The 19,999-nt window shown below is 64.2% G+C and carries 17 protein-coding genes; 11 read left to right on the top strand and 6 right to left on the bottom strand.

Annotation, left to right across the window (positions count from 1 at the left end; translation table 11 throughout):
* The first annotated feature begins 200 nt into the window (after positions 1–200).
* From aceE to phoU, 7 genes are all read left to right on the top strand, one after another.
* Positions 201–2,873, top strand: a complete 2,673-nt coding sequence (gene aceE, locus RMO95_RS16055; RefSeq protein WP_310451655.1) for a pyruvate dehydrogenase (acetyl-transferring), homodimeric type — start codon at positions 201–203, stop codon at positions 2,871–2,873.
* A gap of 3 nt (positions 2,874–2,876) precedes the next feature.
* Complete coding sequence (gene aceF / locus RMO95_RS16050; protein WP_310451654.1) at positions 2,877–4,595, top strand: dihydrolipoyllysine-residue acetyltransferase; 1,719 nt, start codon at positions 2,877–2,879, stop codon at positions 4,593–4,595.
* Complete coding sequence (locus tag RMO95_RS16045) at positions 4,592–5,173, top strand: MFS transporter (protein WP_310451653.1); 582 nt, start codon at positions 4,592–4,594, stop codon at positions 5,171–5,173. The genes aceF and RMO95_RS16045 overlap by 4 nt, the downstream gene beginning before the upstream one ends.
* Entirely contained in the window at positions 5,166–6,983 is a 1,818-nt protein-coding gene (gene lpdA, locus RMO95_RS16040) for a dihydrolipoyl dehydrogenase (protein WP_310451652.1), read from the top strand. Before RMO95_RS16045 ends, lpdA begins: the two co-directional genes overlap by 8 nt.
* A gap of 110 nt (positions 6,984–7,093) precedes the next feature.
* Positions 7,094–8,707, top strand: a complete 1,614-nt coding sequence (locus RMO95_RS16035) for a hypothetical protein (protein WP_310451651.1) — start codon at positions 7,094–7,096, stop codon at positions 8,705–8,707.
* 8 nt (positions 8,708–8,715) lie between these two features.
* On the top strand, positions 8,716–9,399 hold the full coding sequence (rpiA, locus tag RMO95_RS16030; protein ID WP_310451650.1) for a ribose-5-phosphate isomerase RpiA: 684 nt from the start codon (positions 8,716–8,718) through the stop codon (positions 9,397–9,399).
* Positions 9,400–9,456: 57 nt separating this feature from the next.
* Positions 9,457–10,161: a phosphate signaling complex protein PhoU gene (phoU, locus tag RMO95_RS16025; protein ID WP_310451649.1), complete on the top strand. Its 705-nt coding sequence runs from the start codon at positions 9,457–9,459 to the stop codon at positions 10,159–10,161.
* Positions 10,162–10,227: 66 nt separating this feature from the next.
* Here the strand turns inward: phoU and RMO95_RS16020 are convergent, their stop codons facing one another.
* The 4 genes from RMO95_RS16020 to RMO95_RS16005 are packed head-to-tail and all read right to left on the bottom strand — an operon-like array spanning position 10,228 to position 14,301.
* Positions 10,228–10,500, bottom strand: a complete 273-nt coding sequence (locus RMO95_RS16020; protein WP_310451648.1) for an oxidative damage protection protein — start codon at positions 10,498–10,500, stop codon at positions 10,228–10,230.
* A 56-nt stretch (positions 10,501–10,556) separates the two neighbouring features.
* The gene (argA, locus tag RMO95_RS16015; protein WP_310451647.1) at positions 10,557–11,900 is read right to left on the bottom strand and encodes an amino-acid N-acetyltransferase; all 1,344 of its coding nucleotides are present in this window, start codon (positions 11,898–11,900) and stop codon (positions 10,557–10,559) included.
* Entirely contained in the window at positions 11,897–13,573 is a 1,677-nt protein-coding gene (gene pap, locus RMO95_RS16010; RefSeq protein WP_310451646.1) for a polyphosphate:AMP phosphotransferase, read from the bottom strand. Before pap ends, argA begins: the two co-directional genes overlap by 4 nt.
* Positions 13,573–14,301 carry a 16S rRNA (uracil(1498)-N(3))-methyltransferase gene (locus RMO95_RS16005; protein ID WP_310451645.1) on the bottom strand — a complete coding sequence of 243 codons (729 nt, stop codon included), beginning with the start codon at positions 14,299–14,301 and terminating at the stop codon, positions 13,573–13,575. Before RMO95_RS16005 ends, pap begins: the two co-directional genes overlap by 1 nt.
* 33 nt (positions 14,302–14,334) lie before the next feature.
* Here RMO95_RS16005 and RMO95_RS16000 point away from each other — a divergent pair, with 33 nt between their 5' ends.
* Together RMO95_RS16000 and RMO95_RS15995 are read left to right on the top strand one after the other, a co-directional pair.
* A complete protein-coding gene (locus RMO95_RS16000) occupies positions 14,335–14,904 on the top strand; it encodes a thioredoxin family protein (protein ID WP_310451644.1) in 570 nt (189 codons plus the stop codon).
* Positions 14,901–15,386 carry a hypothetical protein gene (locus RMO95_RS15995; RefSeq protein WP_310451643.1) on the top strand — a complete coding sequence of 162 codons (486 nt, stop codon included), beginning with the start codon at positions 14,901–14,903 and terminating at the stop codon, positions 15,384–15,386. Before RMO95_RS16000 ends, RMO95_RS15995 begins: the two co-directional genes overlap by 4 nt.
* 69 nt (positions 15,387–15,455) lie before the next feature.
* Here RMO95_RS15995 and RMO95_RS15990 read toward each other — a convergent pair whose 3' ends face one another.
* Positions 15,456–16,475 (bottom strand): GAF domain-containing protein, encoded by a 1,020-nt coding sequence (locus RMO95_RS15990; protein WP_310451642.1) that lies wholly within the window; start codon positions 16,473–16,475, stop codon positions 15,456–15,458.
* A gap of 73 nt (positions 16,476–16,548) precedes the next feature.
* A complete protein-coding gene (locus RMO95_RS15985) occupies positions 16,549–17,538 on the bottom strand; it encodes a LysR family transcriptional regulator (protein WP_310451641.1) in 990 nt (329 codons plus the stop codon).
* Between the two features lie 128 nt (positions 17,539–17,666).
* Here RMO95_RS15985 and RMO95_RS15980 point away from each other — a divergent pair, with 128 nt between their 5' ends.
* Together RMO95_RS15980 and RMO95_RS15975 are read left to right on the top strand one after the other, a co-directional pair.
* Positions 17,667–18,449, top strand: a complete 783-nt coding sequence (locus tag RMO95_RS15980; protein WP_310451640.1) for an HAD-IA family hydrolase — start codon at positions 17,667–17,669, stop codon at positions 18,447–18,449.
* Between the two features lie 111 nt (positions 18,450–18,560).
* Positions 18,561–19,940: a ribulose-bisphosphate carboxylase gene (locus RMO95_RS15975; protein ID WP_310451639.1), complete on the top strand. Its 1,380-nt coding sequence runs from the start codon at positions 18,561–18,563 to the stop codon at positions 19,938–19,940.
* The last annotated feature ends 59 nt before the right edge of the window (positions 19,941–19,999 follow it).

The raw sequence follows: 19,999 nt of genomic DNA, 5'->3' as shown, positions 1-19,999 counted from the left end.
CAGTATCATCAACAACCAATTGAATCTGTTCGCGATTTAGCCGGACAGCAGTGAAACTAGGTCTATGCTTTGAGCAACAAAGCGGAGCTTCAGTGCAGGCTAACGCCGGCTTGATCGGCGCCAGGCGAAGCGGCCGCGACCAAGACAGTCCGTTGCGATGAGGTGCCGCGGACTCCAATAACACAGTACGAGGAGTTGTCATGGCTGCCCCCCAACTCGCGTCCTCCGACGCCGATCCGCAGGAAACCCGTGAATGGCTTGATGCGCTGGAGGCGGTGATCGCCCAGGAAGGCCCCGAGCGCGCGCATTTCCTGCTCGAACAACTGATTGCGCTGGGTCACCAGACGGGCATCAACATGCCCTACAGCGCCAATACCGAATACACCAACACCATCCCTCCCGACCAGCAGCCGGTCACGCCGGGCGACTACGAGCTGGAACAGACCATCCGCAATTACGCGCGCTGGAACGCGCTGGTCATGGTGCTGCGGGCCAACAAGGACGATTCGGGCCTCGGCGGCCACATTGCCAGCTATGCTTCGGCGGCCACGCTCTATGACATCGGCTTCAACCACTTCTGGCATGCGCCCTCCGACACGCACGGCGGCGACTTGGTGCTGTCGCAGGGCCATTCGGCGCCGGGCACCTATGCGCGCGCCTTCATGCTCGGCCGCCTGACCGAGGAGCAGATGGACAACTTCCGCCGCGAAGTCGACGGCAAGGGCCTGTCCTCCTATCCGCATCCCTGGCTGATGCCGGATTTCTGGCAGTTCCCCACGGTGTCGATGGGGCTCGGCCCCTTGCAGGCGATCTACCAGGCGCGCTTCATGAAATACATGCAGCACCGCGAGATGATCCCCACCGACAACCGCAAGGTGTGGGCCTTCATGGGCGACGGCGAGATGGACGAACCCGAGTCGATGGGCGCCATCGGCATGGCCGGGCGCGAGCGCCTCGACAACCTGATTTTCGTCATCAACTGCAACCTGCAGCGGCTCGATGGGCCGGTGCGCGGCAACGGCAAGATCATCCAGGAACTGGAATCCGATTTTCGCGGCGCCGGCTGGAACGTGATCAAGGTGATCTGGGGCAGCTACTGGGATCCGCTGCTGGCGCAGGACAAGACCGGCCTGCTGCAGAAGCGCATGATGGAATGCGTCGATGGCGATTACCAGACCTTCAAATCGCGCGACGGCGCCTATGTGCGCGAGCATTTCTTCGGCAAGTACCCGGAACTGTTGAAGCTGGTGTCGACCTGGTCCGACGACGACATCTGGCGCCTCAATCGCGGCGGCCACGATCCGCACAAGGTCTACGCCGCCTATGCCGCTGCCGTGGCGCACACCGGCCAGCCGACCGTGATCCTGGCCAAGACCATCAAGGGCTACGGCATGGGCGAAGCCGGCGAAGCGCAGAACATCACCCACCAGCAGAAGAAAATGGGCACCACCTCGGTCAAGGCCTTCCGCGACCGTTTCAAGCTGCCGGTGAAGGACGCCGACCTGGACAAACTGCCCTACCTGACCTTCCCCGAGGGCTCGAAGGAACTCAATTACATGCGCGAGCGGCGCATGGCGCTGGGCGGCTATTCGCCCGCGCGCCGACGCAAGGCCGAGTCCCTGCCGGTGCCGCCGCTGGCGGCCTTCGACGCGCTGCTCAAGGCGGGCGGCGAGGGGCGCCAGTTCTCCACTACGATGTCCTTCGTGCGCGGCCTCAACGTCATGCTCAAGGACAAGATCATCGGCCGCCGCGTGGTGCCGATCGTGGTCGACGAGTCGCGCACCTTCGGCATGGAAGGCCTGTTCCGCCAGATCGGCATCTGGAACCAGGACGGCCAGAACTACGTGCCGCAGGACGCCGACCAGATGATGTTCTACAAGGAAAAGAAGGACGGCCAGATCCTCCAGGAAGGCATCAACGAAGCCGGCGCGATGGCCGACTGGATCGCCGCCGGCACCAGCTACTCGACGCACGGCGTGCAGATGATTCCGGTCTATGTCTGCTATTCGATGTTCGGCATGCAGCGCACCATGGACTTGGTCTGGGCCGCCGGCGACCAGCGCGCGCGGGGCTTCCTGGTCGGCGGCACGGCCGGGCGCACCACGCTGAACGGCGAGGGCCTGCAGCACGAGGACGGCCATTCGCAGGTTCTTGCCGGCACCGTGCCGAACTGCGTTTCCTACGATCCGACCTTCGCCTACGAGGTCGCGGTGATCATGCAGGACGGCCTGCGCCGCATGGTCACCGAGCAGGAGGACGTGTTCTATTACCTGACGGTGATGAACGAGAACTACGAGCACCCGGCGATGCCGACCGATGCCGCGCCGGACATCATCAAGGGCATGTACCAGTTCAGGAAGGGTGCCGCCTCCAACGGACCGCGCGTGCAGCTGCTGGGCTCGGGCACCATCTTCATGGAAGCCATCGCCGCCGCCGATCTGCTGAAGAAGGACTGGGGCGTCGAGGCCGATCTCTGGTCCTGCCCCAGCTTCAACGAGCTGGCGCGCGACGGCCAGGACTGCGCGCGCTGGAACCTGCTGCATCCGACCGAGAAGCAGCGCGTGGCGCATGTCGCCGCCTGCCTGGCGGAGACGCGCGGGCCAATCGTCGCCGCGACCGACTACGTCCGCGTCTTCGCCGAGCAGATCCGCGCCCTGGTGCCGCGCCACTACACGGTGCTGGGTACCGATGGCTTCGGCCGCTCGGACACGCGCGAAAAGCTGCGGCATTTCTTCGAGGTGGATCGCTACTGGATCACCGTCGCGGCGCTCTCGGCGTTGGCCGAGGACGGTGCCTTGAAGCGGGAGAAAGTGGCCGAAGCGATAAAGAAATACGGCCTCGATCCGAACAAGCCCAATCCGGTGAAGGTGTAAGCCATGAGCATAGTCGAAGTGAAAGTACCGGACATCGGCGACTTCAAGGACGTGCCGGTGATCGAACTGCTGGTCAAGGTCGGTGATACGGTCAAGGCCGAGGATTCGCTGGTCACGCTGGAGTCCGACAAGGCGACCATGGATGTGCCTTCGCCGGTTTCGGGCGTGGTCACCGAACTCAAGCTGAAGATCGGCGACAAGGTGGCCGAAGGCACGCTGGTGGCATTGATCGAAGTCGCCGCCGCGGCCGGTAAAGTTGGTGCTGACGCCACGGCGCCGGCACCCGTGGCGGCACCGGTTCCCGCAGCGGCTTCTGCGCCGGCCGCAGCCGCTGTCGGCAGGACGTCCGTGGTCGAAGTCAAGGTTCCCGACATCGGCGACTTCAAGGAAGTGCCCATCATCGAGTTGCTGGTCAAGGTCGGCGACTCGGTCAAGGCCGAGGATTCGCTGATGACGCTCGAATCGGACAAGGCGACCATGGACATTCCGTCGCCGGTTTCCGGTGTCGTCAGCGAATTGAAGGTCAAGGTCGGCGACAAGGTCGCCGAAGGCGTGTTGCTGGCCTTGGTAACAGTTGGCGCTGACGCCACGGCGATCACTGCCGCTACGGCACCGACGGCGGCCGCCGCGGCCGTCGCGGCGCCGCCGGCGAGTCCGGCGGCGGTTCCCGCAAGCACGTCTGCCGCCGCAGTCGGCGCCGACTATCGGCCCGGCGACGCCGACCTGATCGCCGCGCCCCCCCGTGTCGCCATGCTCTCGCCGGTGGACCGGCTGTCCGGCCATGCGGCCCATGCCAGCCCGTCGGTGCGTCGCTTTGCGCGCGAGCTGGGCGTCGACATCGCCAAGGTGCCGGGCAGCGGGCCCAAGGGACGCATCATGCAAAGCGATGTCCAGGCCTGGGTCAAAGGCGTGGTCGGCGCCGCGGCGGCACCCGCTGCCGCGCCTGCTTCAGGTTCGGGCGTTGCGAGTTTGGGTGGATTGGATTTGCTGCCGTGGCCGAAGATCGACTTCGCGAAATTCGGCGCCATCGAGGTGCAGCCGCTGTCGCGCATCAAGAAGATTTCCGGCGCCAACCTGTCGCGCAACTGGATCATGATCCCGGCCGTGACTTATCACGAGGACGCCGACATCACCGACCTCGAAGCCTTTCGCGTCGAGATCAACAAGGAAAACGAGAAGGGCGGCGACAAATCGGCGGCCAAGCTGACCATGCTCGCCTTCCTGATCAAGGCCTGTGTCAAGGCCATGCAGAAATACCCCGAGTTCAATTCGTCGATCGACGGTGACAATCTGGTGTTGAAGAAATATTTCAACATCGGCTTTGCCGCCGATACGCCGAACGGCCTGATGGTGCCGGTGATCAAGAATGCCGACAGCAAGGGCGTCTTCGAACTGGCGCGGGAGACCGGCGAACTGGCCAAGCAGGCGCGGGAGGGCAAGCTCAAGCCGGCCGACATGCAGGGCGCTTGCTTCACCATTTCCAGCGTCGGCGGCATCGGCGGCACCGGCTTTGCGCCCATTGTGAATGCGCCGGAAGTGGCGATCCTCGGCGTCAGCAAATCGGCGATGAAGCCAGTCTGGGACGGCAAGCAATTCGTGCCGCGCCTGAACCTGCCGCTGTCGCTGACGGCCGATCACCGCGTCATCGACGGTGCACTGGCGACGCGCTTCAACGTCTATCTGGCGCAGCTCCTGGCCGACATGCGGAGAAGCATGCTATGACCACGCTGACCGTAGTCAAGAAGGGCGACAAAGTCGCGATTGCCGCCGACGGCCTCACCACCTTCGGCGATACCCGCCTGGCGCGCAGCTACAAGGGCGAGCACGACAAGATCCTCGACATCGCCGGCTCGAAGATCGGCATCTGCGGCTCCTCGGCCCACCATCTGGTGCTGCTCTCGGCGTTTTCGAAGCTGGAGGAGATCCGCCTCGGCACGCGCATGGAAGTCTATGAAACCTTCCGCCGCCTGCACCCCATCCTCAAGGAACACGCCTTCCTGAATACCAAGGAAGACGAGGACGATCCCTACGAGAGTTCGCAGATCACGGCGCTGATCGCCAATACCACCGGCATCTACGGCGTCTATTCGTACCGCGAGGTGTTCGAGTTCGACCGGGTCTGGGCCGCCGGTTCCGGCCGCAGCTTCGCGCTCGGCGCGATGCATGCGCTCTACGACAGCGCACTGTCGGCGGCGCAAATTGCCGAAGCCGGCGTCGCCGCCGGCATCGAATTCGATACCTCGTCGGGGCCGCCGATCGTGGTCCATGAGTTCAAACTGGAAGGAAAGCCCAATGAGTGACATCGTTGAAGTGAAAGTTCCCGACATCGGCGACTTCAAGGATGTACCGGTCATCGAAGTGCTGGTCAAAGTCGGCGACGTGGTCAAGGCCGAAGACTCGCTGGTCACGCTGGAATCCGACAAGGCGACCATGGATGTGCCTTCGCCGATCTCGGGCGTGGTGATGGAGTTGAAGCTCAAGGTCGGCGACAAGGTGGCGGAAGGCACGCTGGTGGCCGTCGTGAAAGTTGGCGCTGGCGCTACGGCGCCTGCTCCCGCCGTGGCCGCCGTGGCCAAGGCGCCGGCGGCGCCACCGGCTCCCGCCGCCGTGCCCATGGCAGCGCCGCTTGCTGGAGGCGCCGTTGGCAAATTCGCCGGCAAGGCCGACCTCGAATGCGAAATGCTGGTGCTCGGCGCCGGGCCCGGTGGCTATTCGGCGGCCTTCCGTGCTGCCGACCTCGGCATGAAGACCGTCATCGTCGAGCGCTACGCGACTTTGGGCGGCGTCTGCCTCAATGTCGGCTGCATTCCATCGAAGGCGCTGCTGCATGTCGCCGCGGTGATGGAGGAAGCGGACCATGCCGCCGATCTCGGCGTCAGTTTCGCCGCGCCCAAGGTCGATATCGACCGGCTGCGCGCGCACAAGGAAAAAGTAGTTGCCAAGCTCACCGGCGGCCTGTCCGGCATGGCCAAGGCGCGCAAGGTGGAAACCGTGCGCGGCTATGGCCACTTCCTCGATGCGAATCACCTGGAGGTCGAGGAAACCACGGGCACGTCCCAGGACAAGACCGGCGCCAGGAAGGTGGTCCGTTTCCAGAAATGCATCATCGCCGCCGGCAGTGCGGCCTTCCATCTGCCCTTCATACCGAAGGATCCGCGCATCGTCGATTCGACCGGCGCGCTGGAACTGCGCTTCATGCCGAAGAGAATGCTGGTCATCGGCGGCGGCATCATCGGCCTCGAAATGGCCACCGTGTATTCGACGCTGGGTTCCAAAGTCGAGGTCGTCGAGATGCTCGACGGCCTGATGCAGGGGCCGGATCGCGACCTGGTCAAGGTCTGGGAAAAGCAGAACGCCAAGCGCTTCGACAAGATCATGCTCAAGACCAGGACCGTTGCCGTCGACGCCAAGCCGGACGGCCTCTGGGTCAAGTTCGAGGGCGCAGATGGGCAAACTCAGGCGCCGGCCGAGGCGCAGCGCTACGACATGATCCTGCAATCCGCCGGGCGCGCGCCCAACGGCAAGAAGATCGACGCCGACAAGGCCGGTGTGGCGGTGAACGAGCGCGGCTTCATCCCGGTCGATAGCCAGATGCGCACCAATATCCCGCACATTTACGCCATCGGCGACATCGTCGGCCAGCCCATGCTGGCGCACAAGGCGGTGCATGAGGCGCACGTCGCGGCCGAAGCCGCGGCGGGCCAGAAGAGCCATTTCGACGCGACGGTGATTCCGGGCGTCGCCTATACCCATCCCGAGGTGGCCTGGGTCGGCGTCGGCGAAGATGAGGCTTCGAGGTCGGGACGCAAGGTCAGCGTCGCCAAATTCCCTTGGGCAGCGTCCGGCCGCGCGATCGCCAATGGCGCCGAGTACGGCTTCACCAAGCTGGTGTTCGACGAAGAAACTCATCGCGTGATCGGCGGCAGCATCGTCGGTCCCAATGCCGGCGACATGATCGGAGAGATTGCGTTGGCGATCGAAATGGGCGCCGACGCAGTGGATGTCGGCAAGACCATCCACCCGCATCCGACTCTGGGCGAGACCATAGGCATGGCTGCCGAAGTGGCGCATGGCAGCTGCACCGACCTGCCGCCGATGCGTAAAAAATGAGCTGATCCGGGTACACTCCCGGAACTGTGTTCAACAAGTTCCTCTCACGATTCCAGGAAAAAAAGACGTCGGACCATCCATGGGCTTCAGACGCGAGTCTGAACGCGCTGATGGCCGACATTCCGCAGTCCGATCCGCGGCGCCTGCTGTTCGACGTCGATGAGTCGCTGGCCGGGCTCGATGCCACGGTCGCCGAAATCGGCCCCAAGCTGGCGCTGCGGGCGCTGGCCCGGCTGGACCAGTTTTCCCGGCCCAGCGTGGTGCAATTGCTCACGCGCTATCTGTCGATCGGGGAACGCGAATACCTGGCGGATTCGGTCTGGTCGGCGCTGGATACCCATGCCGCCCACCAGTTCCGTAGCTACCGCTCCTTTCTGAACACCTCGATCGAACTCGCGACGGACGACGACAAAGTGCGCACCGCCCGCTGCGCCGCGCGCGCGCTGATGGCCTGGGCCTTGCGCAAGAAGCTGCAGCGCTTCCGCTACCGCACGCCGGGAGCGGAACTGTGGCAGGAAGCCCACGACCTGCTGCAGGTGCTGAATCGGCTGGGCCTGCTGAAAACCAGCGTCGTGCCCTATCGCAACGAGGCCGCATCGACGCCGCTGGGCGAGTACCTGATCGGGCTGTACCTCGAATTCGTGCTGGTCGGCAACGTGGTGCCGCAGCAACTCGAATTCGCCGAGGGCTTCCTGCGCGCCACCGACGGCCTCGACCTGATGTCGCAGCCCAACGAGTTGAGCACCGATCGCATCGACCTGGCCGCGGCGCTGGGACCGCAGCGGCTGAAGCAGGGCGATCCGGGCGGCAGCAGCATCCGCTATTGTTCGGTGCGCAAGCTGCGCGGCGCCGTGCTGCGTCTTGCAGCCCAGGTGAAAAAGCCGAACGAGGCGCCCGAATGGCTGGCTCACGTTCCCGCCAGCCGCGAGCAGATCGAAAGCACCATCCTGATCCTGATGAACCACTGGGCGCAGGCGCCGCCCACGCGCGGCAACGATCGCGTCAGCCAGCCCGGCGAATTGCGCGTGGTGCTCGGTTTCGGCCTTGCCCGGCGCATGATCGCATCGGCACAATTTGCCCGCATGGGCCGCAGTTTCGAGTATGAAGGCGAGGATGTGCTGCGGCTCTTCGATGAAACGCGCTTCGGCACCGTCGCGCCGGAAGACGCCGGATTGAAAACGGAAACAGTTGCGGCGAAGGAACCGGCAGCAGCGAAGACGCCGCTCGAGATTCTGCGCCGGCTGGAAACCGGCGGCGACCAGGCCCAGATGGAAAACTGGACCCAGGTGGATGCCAGCGCGACGGGGCTCGGCGCCGTGATGCCGGCCGTGTTGCCGCGCCATCGCATCGGCTTGCTGATCTGTCTGCGCGAGGCCGAGGGCATGGATTGGCGCCTGGGCCTGGTCCGCCGCATCGGCCGCGACGCCGCGAATCGCCCCAGCGTCGGCGTTGAAACCCTGGCCTGGCCGTCGATTTGCGCCCTGGCCAAACCGGTCGGCGAGGAAAGCGCCTGGACCCGCGCGGCCGATGGCGGCGGCCATGGCTGGTCGGACGCCATCATCGTCAGCCAGGAGGGCAGGGAGTTGATTTTGCCGGCGGGAGCCTTTGTCGACCAGATCGAGGTTGACGTGCGCAGCGAAGTCGGGCGTTGGCGGCTGCGGCTAGAATCCCTGCTCGACCGAGGGCCGGACTATGACCGGATCGAATTCACCCGTATTTCCTGAAGGATCTTATGACACAAGATGAATTGAAACAGGCCGTCGCCCGTGCGGCGCGTGACTACGTGGCTGACCGCTTGCCGGTCGGCGAAATCCTCGGGGTCGGCACCGGCTCCACGGCGAATTTTTTCATCGACGAGATTGCCGCGATCAAGGACCGGCTCGGTGGCGCCGTGGCGAGTTCCGAAGCGACGGCGCAGCGCCTGGCCGGCCATGGCATACGCGTGCTCGATCTCAACGACATCGACGCCATGGGCATTTATGTCGATGGCGCCGACGAGATCGACGGCAGCATGGCCATGGTCAAGGGCGGCGGCGGCGCGCTGACCCGCGAGAAGATCGTCGCCGCCGTGGCGGGCACCTTCGTCTGCATCTGCGACGCTTCGAAGCGGGTACAGACCATGGGCAGATTTCCGCTGCCGGTGGAAGTAATCCCCATGGCGAGTGCCTACGTCGGCCGCGAGCTGGCGAAACTCGGCGGCACGCCGAAACTGCGTGAAGGCATGGTGACCGACAACGGCAACCTGATCCTCGATGTGCATGGCCTGGCCATCACCGACCCGGTCGGCCTCGAGACGCGCATCAACCAGATCGTCGGCGTCGTCACCAACGGACTGTTCGCCCAGCGTGGTGCGGATGTCCTGTTGCTGGCCACCGCCGAGGGCGTGCAGAGCTTTTACGCCGACGCGCTGCGCTGAAATAATTCCTTCACGCGCGTTCGTTATAGTGTCGGCATTGGACGAAAAGGTGACGCCATGAACCAGGAACACATCAGCCGGCGCTTCGATGCCGATCTCGAGGGCTTGCGCACGCGCGTTCTGGCGATGGGCGGCCTGGTCGAACAGCAACTGCTGCGCGCCATGGACGGGCTGGAATCGGGCGACATGGCGCTGATCGACCAGGTGATCGCCAATGATCGCCAGGTCAATCGGCACGAAGTCGAACTCGACGAGGCCTGCAACAACGTCATCGCCCGGCGTCAGCCGGCGGCGGTCGATCTGCGCATGATCATGACCGTGGTCAAGACCATCACCGATCTCGAGCGCATCGGCGACGAGGCGAAAAAGATCGCGAAGATGGCGCGCGACATCCATGGCGGCGACTCCCGCGTCGTGCCGCGTGTCAATTTGCGTCCGCCGGCGGATATTGCCGTGGCCATGCTGCGCAAGGCCCTCGATGCGTTTGCCCGGCTCGACGTCAATGCCTCGGCCGAAGTGGTGCGTCAGGACCGTGAAGTCGATGCGGGCTTCAAGGCCGCGATGCGCCAGCTGATCACCTTCATGATGGAAGATCCGCGCACCATTTCCAGTTCGCTCGATCTGCTGTTCGTCGCCCGCTCCATCGAGCGCATCGGCGACCACGCGAAGAATATTTCAGAGTACGTGGTCTATCTGGTCAAGGGGCGCGATGTGCGCCACATCGGTCTCGAGGCCATGGAAAAGGAAGTCGCCTCGAGATGACAGCGGACCGCTGACAGAAGCTCGCCGGCGCCAGGCGCCGCGAATCTTACTGTCTTCGGCCCACGGTTATTTCGCGGGTGGCACGTAGCCGCCGACCTGGTCTGCCCCGTCGCCGAAAAAGTGCTTCTGCACCTGCTCGGCCAGATACTTCCTGTGCTGGGCGTCGGCCAGGCTCAGACGGTTCTCGTTGATGATCATCGTCTGCAGTTTGATCCATTGCTGCCATGCTTCCTTGGAAACGTTTTCGTACAGTTTCCTGCCCATTTCGCCGGGCATGGGTGGCAGGTCGAGGCCTTCGGCCTCGCGTCCCAGCTTGATGCAATTGACCATGCGTGCCACAGTGTTTCCTTTCGCAAAGACTACAAGAAGGCGCCCAGTTTACCTTGTGCCGACAGCTACAGGGACTTCACGAGTACCTTCGAACGGCGCTGCAGGTTGTAGAGTTCGCGGCGCGCGGCGGGCAGTTCGTCGACGCCGGCCTCGACGAAGCCGCGTTCGATGAACCAGTGCGCGGTGCGGGTGGTCAGCACGAACAGGCGCTTGAGCTTCATCTTCCGGGCACGCGCCTCGATGTGGTTGCGCAACTGATCGCCGTAGCCGCTGCGGCGAAAGTCCGGCACCACGGCGAGGCAGGCCAGTTCGGCCGATTTCTCGGTGGAGAAGGGATAGAGCGCGGCGCAACCGACGATCACGCCGTCGTGCTCCACCACCGAGAAGCGCGTGATTTCCATTTCCAGGCGTTCGCGCCCGCGCTTTACCAGCGTGCCGTCGGCCTCCAGCGGTTCGATCAGGCCCAGAATCGCGCCGACGTCGTCGATCGTGGCGTCGCGCAGTTGCGCCAGCGGAACGCTGGTCATCACGGTGCCGACACCGTCGCGCGTGAAAAATTCCATCAGCATTGCACCGTCGGCCTGGCGGTCGAGGAAATGCACGCGACCGATCCCGGCGCGACAGGCGCGGATGGCGCTGGGCAGGACCCGGGCGATTTCGGGCGCTTGTGCCGACAAGTGCTTGGTGGCAAGTTTCTGCGCTTCGTCGGCGGTCAGGGCGTCGATCAGTGCGCCCTTGGGATTGACCAGTCCCGGCGCGTCGCACAGGTAGATCAGCTTGTCGGCCTTGACCGCCACGGCAACGGCTTCGGCGGCTTCTTCCCAGGCCAGATTGAAGATTTCACCAGTCGGTGAGGCGCCGATCGGGGTGATCAGCACCACGTTTTCCTGTGCCAGGTCGGCCTGGATTTCTTCGGCGATGACCTTGCGGATCGCGCCCGTGTATTGGAAGTCGATGCCGTCGACGACCCCGACCGGACGCGCGGTGATGAAGTTGCCGCCGGTGACGCGCAGGAAGGCGCCGGCCATCGGTGTGTTGGGCAGGCCTTGCGAGAGCAGGGCCTCGATCTCGATGCGCGTCACGCCCATGGCGCGCTTGACGCACTCCAGCGCCTCCGCGTCGGTGACGCGCAAACCCTTGTGGAACTTCGGCGTCAGGCCGCGTGCGTGCATTTCGGCATCGATCTGCGGCCGCGCGCCATGCACCAGCACCAGGCGGATGCCCATGCTGTCGAGCAGTGCGATGTCGTGGATCAGTGCCTGCGCGGCGCCCGCTTCGAGCACTTCGCCGCCGAAGGCGATGACGAAGGTGCGGCCGCGAAAGGCGTGGATGTAAGGCGCCGCCTGGCGCACCCAGGCGACCAGGCGGGCGTCGGTGTCGGGCTGGCTGCTACGGATTTCCAGGCTCATGTGGCGGATTTGCCTTTCTTGGGCGTGACTTGTTTCGGCGCGGCTTTTCTGGGAGCGGGCGGCGCCTTGGGCCGTGCCGGTTTCGGCACCGGCGCTGCGGCCTTGACCGCCGCCGGCGCAGCCTTGGCGGCCTCCTTGCTCGCCTTCTTGTCCTTCTTGGACGGCTTTTCGGGCTTCGCGGTCGGGATCGCCTTGCCTTCCAGTTCGGCTTCCAGTCTTTCGCAGAGGGTGCGCATGATCTTGACCCGGGCGTAGCCCTTGTCATTGGCTTCGACCAGGGTCCACGGCGCGGTGCCGGTGCTGGTGCGATCGACCATGTCGCAGATCGCCTGCTGGTAGGCATCCCATTTCTCGCGGTTGCGCCAGTCTTCCTCGGTGATCTTGAAGCGCTTGAACTCGATCTTCTCGCGCTCCTTGAAACGCTTCAGCTGCTCTTCCTGGCTGACCTGCAGCCAGAACTTGCAGACGATGGCGCCGGCTTCGGACAGTTCGTGTTCGAAGTCGTTGATCTCCGAATAGGCACGCAGCCAGTCGGCCTCGGCGCAGTATCCCTCGACGCGCTCGACCAGCACGCGGCCATACCAGGTGCGGTCGAAGATCGCCACCCGGCCGTTGCGCGGGATGTGGCGCCAGAAACGCCACATGTAAGGCTGCGCGCGCTCTTCCTCGGTCGGCGCCGCGATCGGCACGATCTGGTAGTCGCGCGCATCCATGGACGCGGCGATGCGGCGGATCGCGCCGCCCTTGCCGGCGGCATCCGCGCCCTCGAAGGCGCAGATCAGCGAACGGCCCTTGAAGCGCGAGTCGCGCACCAGTTCCGACAGCTTGCCCTGCCACTTCGCCAGTTGCTCGTCGTATTCCTTGTCGGTCAGGCTTCTCTTCAGGTTGAGTTCCGAGAGCACATTGCGGCCGTCGATGCTCACCCGGATCGGCGGCGCCACCGGCGTGGTCTGCATGCCGGCATTGTCCAGGCGGTGGCGGATCGCATCGAGCAGGATCTTGCCGGTCATCAGCGAGCGATAGCGGTCGTCCTCGCCTTCGATGATGATCCAGGGCGCCCAGGGCGTGTTGGTCATGCGCAGCACATGGCCGACCACGTCCTGCAATTTGTCATAGGTCTTCAGGCGCTCCCAGTTCCATTTGGTGACGCGCCAGGCCGTCTGCGGGTTCTTTTCCAGTGTCTTCAGGCGACGTTTCTGGCCATCCTTGGTCAGGTGGAACCAGAACTTCAGTACCAGCGCACCTTCGTTGACCAGCATGGCCTCGAAGCGGTTGATCTGGTCGATGCGCGCATCCACGTCCGCCTTGCTCATGCCGCCTTCGAGGCGGTCGTGAATCGGGCTCGAATACCATGAACCGGCGAAGATGCCGACCCGACCCTTGGGCGGCAGCGCCCGCCAGTAGCGCCACATGAAGGGCCGCGTGCGCTCTTCGTCGGTCGGCGCCGAAAACGCCAGCGTCGAGATGAAGCGCGGATCCATCCACTCGTAAAGGATGTTGATGGTTTCGCCCTTGCCGGCGCCGTCCTGGCCGCTGACCAGCACGATCACCGGGATCTTGCCGTTTTCCTTAAGGTCGAACTGGGCGTCGAGCAGGGCTGCGCGCAGTTCCGGTACGGCCTTCTTGTAAGTGTCCTTGTCGATCTTGTGACCGATTTCCGCAGATTCGAACATCACCAGTCTCCCCAAAGTGCCATCATTGCCGCCACGGCGCCAAGTCCGGCGGTTTCGGTGCGCAGTATGCGCGGCCCCAAGCCGATGGGCTCGAAGCCGGCCGCCCGCGCCGCCAACAATTCGCCTTCCTCGAAGCCGCCTTCCGGGCCGACCAGCAGACTGACCGGTAGCGCGGGTGCGGCCAAGTCGCGCAGAGACCCGGTGGCCCCCGGCGCGCAGACGAAGCGTATCGCATTGTCCTGCGCTGCGAGGCCAAGATATTGCGGCAGATCAAGAATCGGCGCTACGCTGGGAACGCGGTTGCGCCCGCATTGCTCGCACGCGGCGATGGCGACGTTGCGCCAGTGCTCGACGCGGCGCTCGGCGCGTTCGCCCGCAAGCCGGATCAGGCTGCGCTTCGCCGCCACCGGCTGGATGTGCCGCACGCCGAGTTCGACGGCCTTCTGCACCACGAAATCCATCTTGTCGCTGGCCGCCAGCGCCTGCACCAGCGTCAGCGCCAGCGGCGGCTCGCAGTCGCTGGCGTCGAACTCCTCGAGTGTCGCGCGCAAGCTCTTGCCGGCCGGGTTGAGTGTGGCCCGCCATTGCCCGCCGCGCCCGTCGAACAGCGTCGCCGTGTCGCCAGCGCCAACTCTCAAGACCTTCAGCGCGTGGTGGGCCGTTTCGGCGGCAAGCTCGACCGTGGCGCCGGGGTGGAGCGGGAAGGGGCAGAAAAATCTCGGTATCATGCAGCGATTATCACCAATTTTTGGAGCCAGGGTATGGTCAGTCTTTCGCCGCCGGTCTGCGACTTCGGTCGTCCGGCCATCGACTTCGAGCTGCCCGGGGTCGACGGCCGGCGTCACAGCCTGGCCAGCGCGCGCGGCCCCAAGGGCCTGCTGGTCATGTTCATCTGCAATCACTGTCCCTATGTCAAGGCGGTGATCCGCCGCATCGTCGATGACACGCGGGAACTGGCCGCGCTGGGCGTCGGCAGCATCGCCGTCATGAGCAATGACCCGATCGATTACCCGGAGGACTCTTGGGACAACATGGTGCAGCTTGCGCGCGATCTGGCGTTCCCCTTCCCTTATGTGCTGGACCAGTCGCAGGAAGTGGCGAAAGCCTACGGCGCCGTGTGCACCCCGGATTTCTTCGGCTACAACGATCGCTTGGAACTGCAGTACCGCGGCCGGCTCGACGAGTCGCGCAAGGAAACCGCGGCCGGAGGCGCCGACGGGCGGCCCCGGCGCGACTTGTTCGAGGCGATGCGGCAGGTCGCCTTGAGCGGCACCGGTCCCGCACAGCAGATCGCCGGCATCGGTTGCTCGATCAAGTGGCGAACTCCATGAGAATCCTGCTGTTTGCCGCCGCACTGATGCTGGTGACATCAGGCTGGGCGAACGATAACGTGCTGCTGATCCAGTTGCGGCCGGGAGGCGGTTTTACGGTCTGGCACACCGAGGGAGAAAGCCAGCTGTCCGACGAGGAGGTCATGACGCTCGAGGCGGCCGCGAAGCCCGGCGGCGGCGACGAAATTCCGACCAGCTTCGGCCCTGCCCGCGCCTACGAGAACAGCGACGGCGTGACCATTCGCCTGCCTGCCGCCAGGAACGACAAGGCCCTGCTGCTCGATCGCGACAATTGCGGCCATGTCAGGCTCTGGCATGCCGCCGGCACGACCACGCTCTCTGAAGACCAGATTACGGATATTTTCATGAGCGCCTTGCCCGAGGGCGGTAAACGACTCACCGTCGGCGGCTATCACGTCAAGGCCTTCATCACTCCGTTCGGGGTAACGGCGACGCTCTGGTCGATCCCGCCCGGGAAATAGGCCGCGCGCCGCACCGGCCCGGCACTCCCGGTTCTGCAACCGGGCCGGCAATCGGGCATGCCTGCCGCTTCACTTCACCGTCGGGAAGTATTTCTCCAGCATCTTGTCGAATTCGGTCCGCGTGGTGTAGCGCAGCAGGATCTCGTTGTAGGGAAAGCTTCGATGCAGGTTGTCGTTGCCGATGCGATTGTCCGGGTCGGTCGTGACCACCACCAACAGGTTCTGCTCTTGCGACCGGGGCAACCATTGATACTGCTGACAGGTGGCCCGGCTCAGCCTTTTCACCAGTTCCGGGTTCGGGCGCCAGCCGGCGTCATAGGGCTGATAAGCGAGATTCGCCTGCTTGGCCAGGGCGCTACCCATCGCGGACAGCGGCACCTGAAAATCTTCCACCAGCACCTGTTCCAGATCCTTGTTCTTGCGTTGTGCCCAGCGCTGGGCCAGTTCCAGCTCAGGTGCTGAAATCACTCCCTGGAGGGCCAGGACTTCATAGCGCTTGGGCAGCAAGGCGCCGGTCCTGATGCGCTGGAAGAATGCCAGCGCCAGGGTGGCCGTCAGGGTCTCCAAACCTTCCTCGGCGATGCTGTCGAAGCGCCCGTCGCCCCAATGGTTGATCAGTTGCAGTACGCCGACCAGTTCCTTGGCTATCCCCTGCAACAAGGGCGCCACGAGCATCTGCTTCGACTTGAAGCCGGTGGCGCGGTCGACATCATTGAAGAAGCGCAATTCCGGGTCGATGTCGTGCAGTTCCACGGGGTCGTCGAGATTGTTGATGCGCACGGTGCTGCGTGTCAGCGCGACATAGCCGGCGATGCTCTGCCGACTGATCGGCAAGACCAGATCCTTGTCCGAGTCGATGCCCGTTTTTACCTTGGAGATCAGGGTGCCTTGTTCCTTGTTGAGCACGTAGAGGGTCAGGCGCTCGCACTGGAACAGCGCACAAATTTCCGGCGCCAGGTCGAGCATGATCTGCGAAATATTGTCGGTCGCGTGGATTCGGGTCGACAGGGCCTGCAGCTTCTTCGCAAAATCGAGTCGGTCCTGCAGCGCGTTGAGCTGCGATTGCTGGGTGGGAACGGTCTGGTTCATCTGTCGGCATCCTCCGGGGCATATTCCATTGCTGATCGAGGTCAGCAGGCGCATTTTTACCGCACATCGATACTTACGCTGGGGGCGGCTTCTTCGGCGCCCGGCGTTCGCCGCCACGCGAGGCGGGTTCGGCGACCGTGGGTTTCGGCTTGCCGACCTGCGCCTCGATCAGGCGCGAACCTTCGCTGTCCATGAATTGTACAAAGGCGGTTGCGGCCGGCATCAGGCGTTTGTCCGTGCGATAGACCAGGCGCCACTGACGCCTCACCGGCGAACCGGCGACGTTGAGCTCGACCAGGCGGCCGACCGAGCGTTCGAGGCCAATGGTGTGTTCCGAAATGAAGGACAGGCCGAGGCCGGCCATGACGGCCTGCTTGATCGTCTCGTTGCTGCCCAGTTCCATGCGTGTGCCGGCTGTCACATGATGCTCCTCGAGGAAGCGTTCCAGCGCGCCGCGCGTGCCCGAACCGGGCTCGCGGATCAGCAGGGTTTCCTCCGCCAGCCGCTGCGGGTCGATGCGTCGCTTGTCCGCCAGGCGGTGGCCGGGCGCGGCAATGAAGACCAGCGGGTGCTCGGCGAAGATCTTCGCCACGGTTTCGAACTCGGCCGGCGGCGTACCCATGATCGCCAGGTCGATGTCGTTCTCGGCCAGGTGGCGCACGATGGTGCCCCGGTTGTTGACCGTGAGCTGCAGTTCGACACCCGGATGACGCCGGCGAAATTCGGCCAGCAACGACGGCGCAAAGTATTTGGCGGTGCTGACCACACCGATCTTCAGGCGTCCGGCTTCGACGCCCTTCAGCGCGGCCAATGCTTCCCCGGCTTCGCGCAGTTGCTCGGCGATGCGCCGTGCCTGACGCGCCACTTCTTCGCCGGCGGCGGTGAGGCGCACCTTTTTTCCTGCCTGTTCGGTCAGCGGCAAGCCGGCCTGGTCTTCCAGCGCCTGCACTTGCATCGAAACGGCAGGCTGGGTCAGGTGGAGTTCTTCGGCCGCGCGCGAAAACGAAAGATGGCGCGCAACGGCCTCGAATATCTTGAGCTGACGCAGGGTGATGTTCTTCATCGACAGGGACCTTCCGGGACCGGGTGCATGACGCGACAATGACGCAACAATGATGACGCAACTGCGCTCGGATCATCTTATCACCGCCATAAGAAAGCATGACTATCGCTTATGGGTAGTTGACGGCTATGCTGCGCTTCATGCTGGAAGCCCTGATTTTTGATGTGGACGGCACGCTGGCCGATACCGAACGCGACGGCCATCGCCCCGCCTTCAACGCGGCCTTTGCCGAAGCCGGCCTGGACTGGCACTGGGACGCGACGCTCTACGGCGAATTGCTGGCGGTTACCGGCGGCAAGGAGCGCATGCGCTTCTATGCCGAAGGCCATGATCGCGAGTTCCTGCGGCAGCCGGATGCCGAGGCGCGGATCAAATTCCTGCACGCGGCCAAGACGCGCCATTACCTGGCGCTGCTGGAGGCCGGCGGCATTCCGCTGCTGCCGGGGGTGCGCCGCCTGATCGAGGCGGCGCGCGACGCCGGGCTGCGCCTGGCCATCGCCACGACCACCACGCCCGAGAATGTCACCACGCTGCTGCGCGCCAGCCTGGCGCCGGACGCCGTGTCCTGGTTCGAGGCCATCGGCGCCGGGGACGTGGTGCCGGCGAAAAAACCGGCGCCGGACATTTACCGCTGGGTGCTGGAAGAACTGCGCTTGCCGGCAGCGGCCTGCCTTGCCCTGGAGGATTCGGCCAACGGCCTCAAGGCCAGCTTGGGTGCCGGTTTGGCGACACTGGTGACCGAGAGCGAATACAGCCATGGCCATGACTTTTCGGGCGCGGTCGCGGTGCTCTCCGACCTTGGCGAACCGGGTTGGCCCAGCGTCGTGCGCTGCGGCAACATGCATGGAAAGGCCATGGTCGACCTTGAGCTGCTAAGTACCTGGCATCAGGAGTTCATCAGTAAAAAATGATGGTAATGATAAACAGACGTGACTGTTAGTTATGGTTGAGGCTGACTAAGATGTCTCCTGAAGCCACCCACGAATGCAATACTTCACTACGCCGAGAATGAGGAGAACCGAATGGACCAATCGAATCGCTACGCCGACCTGAGCCTCAAGGAAGAGGACCTGATCAGGGGCGGCCGGCACATCCTGGTCGCCTACAAGATGAAGCCGAAGGACGGCATCGGCTACCTGGAAGCCGCCGCCCACTTCGCCGCCGAATCTTCGACCGGCACCAACGTCGAAGTCTCCACCACCGACGATTTCACCAAGGGCGTGGACGCCCTGGTGTATTACATCGACGAAGCCACCGAAGACATGCGGATTGCCTATCCGCTGGAGCTGTTCGACCGCAACGTGATCGACGGCCGTTTCATGCTGGTCTCCTTCCTGACCTTGGTGATCGGCAACAACCAGGGCATGGGCGACATCGCCCACGCCAAGATGATCGACTTCTTCATGCCGCCCGAAGTCGTGCGCCAGTTCGACGGCCCGGCCACCAATATCGAAGAGATGTGGCGCATTCTCGGCCGCCCGGTCAAGGACGGCGGCTACATCGCCGGCACCATCATCAAGCCCAAGCTCGGCCTGCGTCCCGAGCCTTTCGCGGCCGCGGCCTACCAGTTCTGGCTGGGTGGCGATTTCATCAAGAACGACGAGCCGCAGGGCAACCAGGTTTTCGCCCCGATCAAGAAAACGCTGCCGCTGGTCTATGACGCGATGAAGCGCGCCATGGACGAGACCGGCGAGGCCAAGCTGTTCTCGATGAACATCACCGCCGACGACCACTACGAAATGTGCGCCCGCGCCGATTTCGCGCTGGAAACCTTCGGTCCAGACGCCGACAAGCTGGCCTTCCTGGTCGACGGTTTCGTCGGCGGCCCCGGCATGGTCACCACCGCCCGGCGCCAGTACCCGGCGCAGTTCCTGCACTACCACCGCGCCGGCCACGGCATGATCACCTCGCCGTCCGCCAAGCGCGGCTACACGGCCTTCGTGCTGGCCAAGATGTCGCGCCTGCAAGGCGCTTCCGGCATCCACGTCGGCACCATGGGCTACGGCAAGATGGAAGGCGAGGGCGACGACAAGATCATCGCCTACATGATCGAACGCGACGAGTGCCAGGGCCCGGTCTATTTCCAGAAGTGGGACGGCATCAAGGCCACCACGCCGATCATCTCCGGCGGCATGAATGCGCTGCGCCTGCCCGGCTTCTTCGAGAACCTCGGCCACGGCAACGTGATCAATACCGCCGGTGGCGGCGCCTACGGCCACATCGACAGCCCGGCCGCCGGCGCCAAGTCGCTGCGCCAGGCCTACGAGTGCTGGAAGGCCGGCGCCGATCCGATCCAGTACGCCAGGGAGCACAAGGAATTCGCCCGCGCCTTCGAGTCCTTCCCCAAGGATGCCGACAAGCTGTATCCGGGCTGGCGCGAAAAGATCGGTTCGCACAGGTGACGGCTTTGATCCGCAGATGACGCAGATTTGCGCAGATTGAAACGATGTTCATCTGCGTC

The sequence above is a fragment of the Sulfuritalea sp. genome, from assembly GCF_031426875.1.
Lineage (GTDB): Bacteria > Pseudomonadota > Gammaproteobacteria > Burkholderiales > Rhodocyclaceae > Sulfuritalea.
This window is presented reverse-complemented; position numbering and strand designations above follow the sequence as displayed.

Excerpts from the sequence above, each read along its gene's own strand:
- aceE (WP_310451655.1), top strand. The coding sequence starts at position 201 with ATGGCTGCCCCCCAACTCGCGTCCTCCGACGCCGATCCGCAGGAAACC.
- aceF (WP_310451654.1), top strand. The coding sequence starts at position 2,877 with ATGAGCATAGTCGAAGTGAAAGTACCGGACATCGGCGACTTCAAGGAC.
- RMO95_RS16045 (WP_310451653.1), top strand. The coding sequence starts at position 4,592 with ATGACCACGCTGACCGTAGTCAAGAAGGGCGACAAAGTCGCGATTGCC.
- lpdA (WP_310451652.1), top strand. The coding sequence starts at position 5,166 with ATGAGTGACATCGTTGAAGTGAAAGTTCCCGACATCGGCGACTTCAAG.
- RMO95_RS16035 (WP_310451651.1), top strand. The coding sequence starts at position 7,094 with ATGGCCGACATTCCGCAGTCCGATCCGCGGCGCCTGCTGTTCGACGTC.
- rpiA (WP_310451650.1), top strand. The coding sequence starts at position 8,716 with ATGACACAAGATGAATTGAAACAGGCCGTCGCCCGTGCGGCGCGTGAC.
- phoU (WP_310451649.1), top strand. The coding sequence starts at position 9,457 with ATGAACCAGGAACACATCAGCCGGCGCTTCGATGCCGATCTCGAGGGC.
- argA (WP_310451647.1), bottom strand. The coding sequence starts at position 11,900 with ATGAGCCTGGAAATCCGTAGCAGCCAGCCCGACACCGACGCCCGCCTG.
- pap (WP_310451646.1), bottom strand. The coding sequence starts at position 13,573 with ATGTTCGAATCTGCGGAAATCGGTCACAAGATCGACAAGGACACTTAC.
- RMO95_RS16005 (WP_310451645.1), bottom strand. The coding sequence starts at position 14,301 with ATGATACCGAGATTTTTCTGCCCCTTCCCGCTCCACCCCGGCGCCACG.
- RMO95_RS16000 (WP_310451644.1), top strand. The coding sequence starts at position 14,335 with ATGGTCAGTCTTTCGCCGCCGGTCTGCGACTTCGGTCGTCCGGCCATC.
- RMO95_RS15995 (WP_310451643.1), top strand. The coding sequence starts at position 14,901 with ATGAGAATCCTGCTGTTTGCCGCCGCACTGATGCTGGTGACATCAGGC.
- RMO95_RS15990 (WP_310451642.1), bottom strand. The coding sequence starts at position 16,475 with ATGAACCAGACCGTTCCCACCCAGCAATCGCAGCTCAACGCGCTGCAG.
- RMO95_RS15985 (WP_310451641.1), bottom strand. The coding sequence starts at position 17,538 with ATGAAGAACATCACCCTGCGTCAGCTCAAGATATTCGAGGCCGTTGCG.
- RMO95_RS15980 (WP_310451640.1), top strand. The coding sequence starts at position 17,667 with ATGCTGCGCTTCATGCTGGAAGCCCTGATTTTTGATGTGGACGGCACG.
- RMO95_RS15975 (WP_310451639.1), top strand. The coding sequence starts at position 18,561 with ATGGACCAATCGAATCGCTACGCCGACCTGAGCCTCAAGGAAGAGGAC.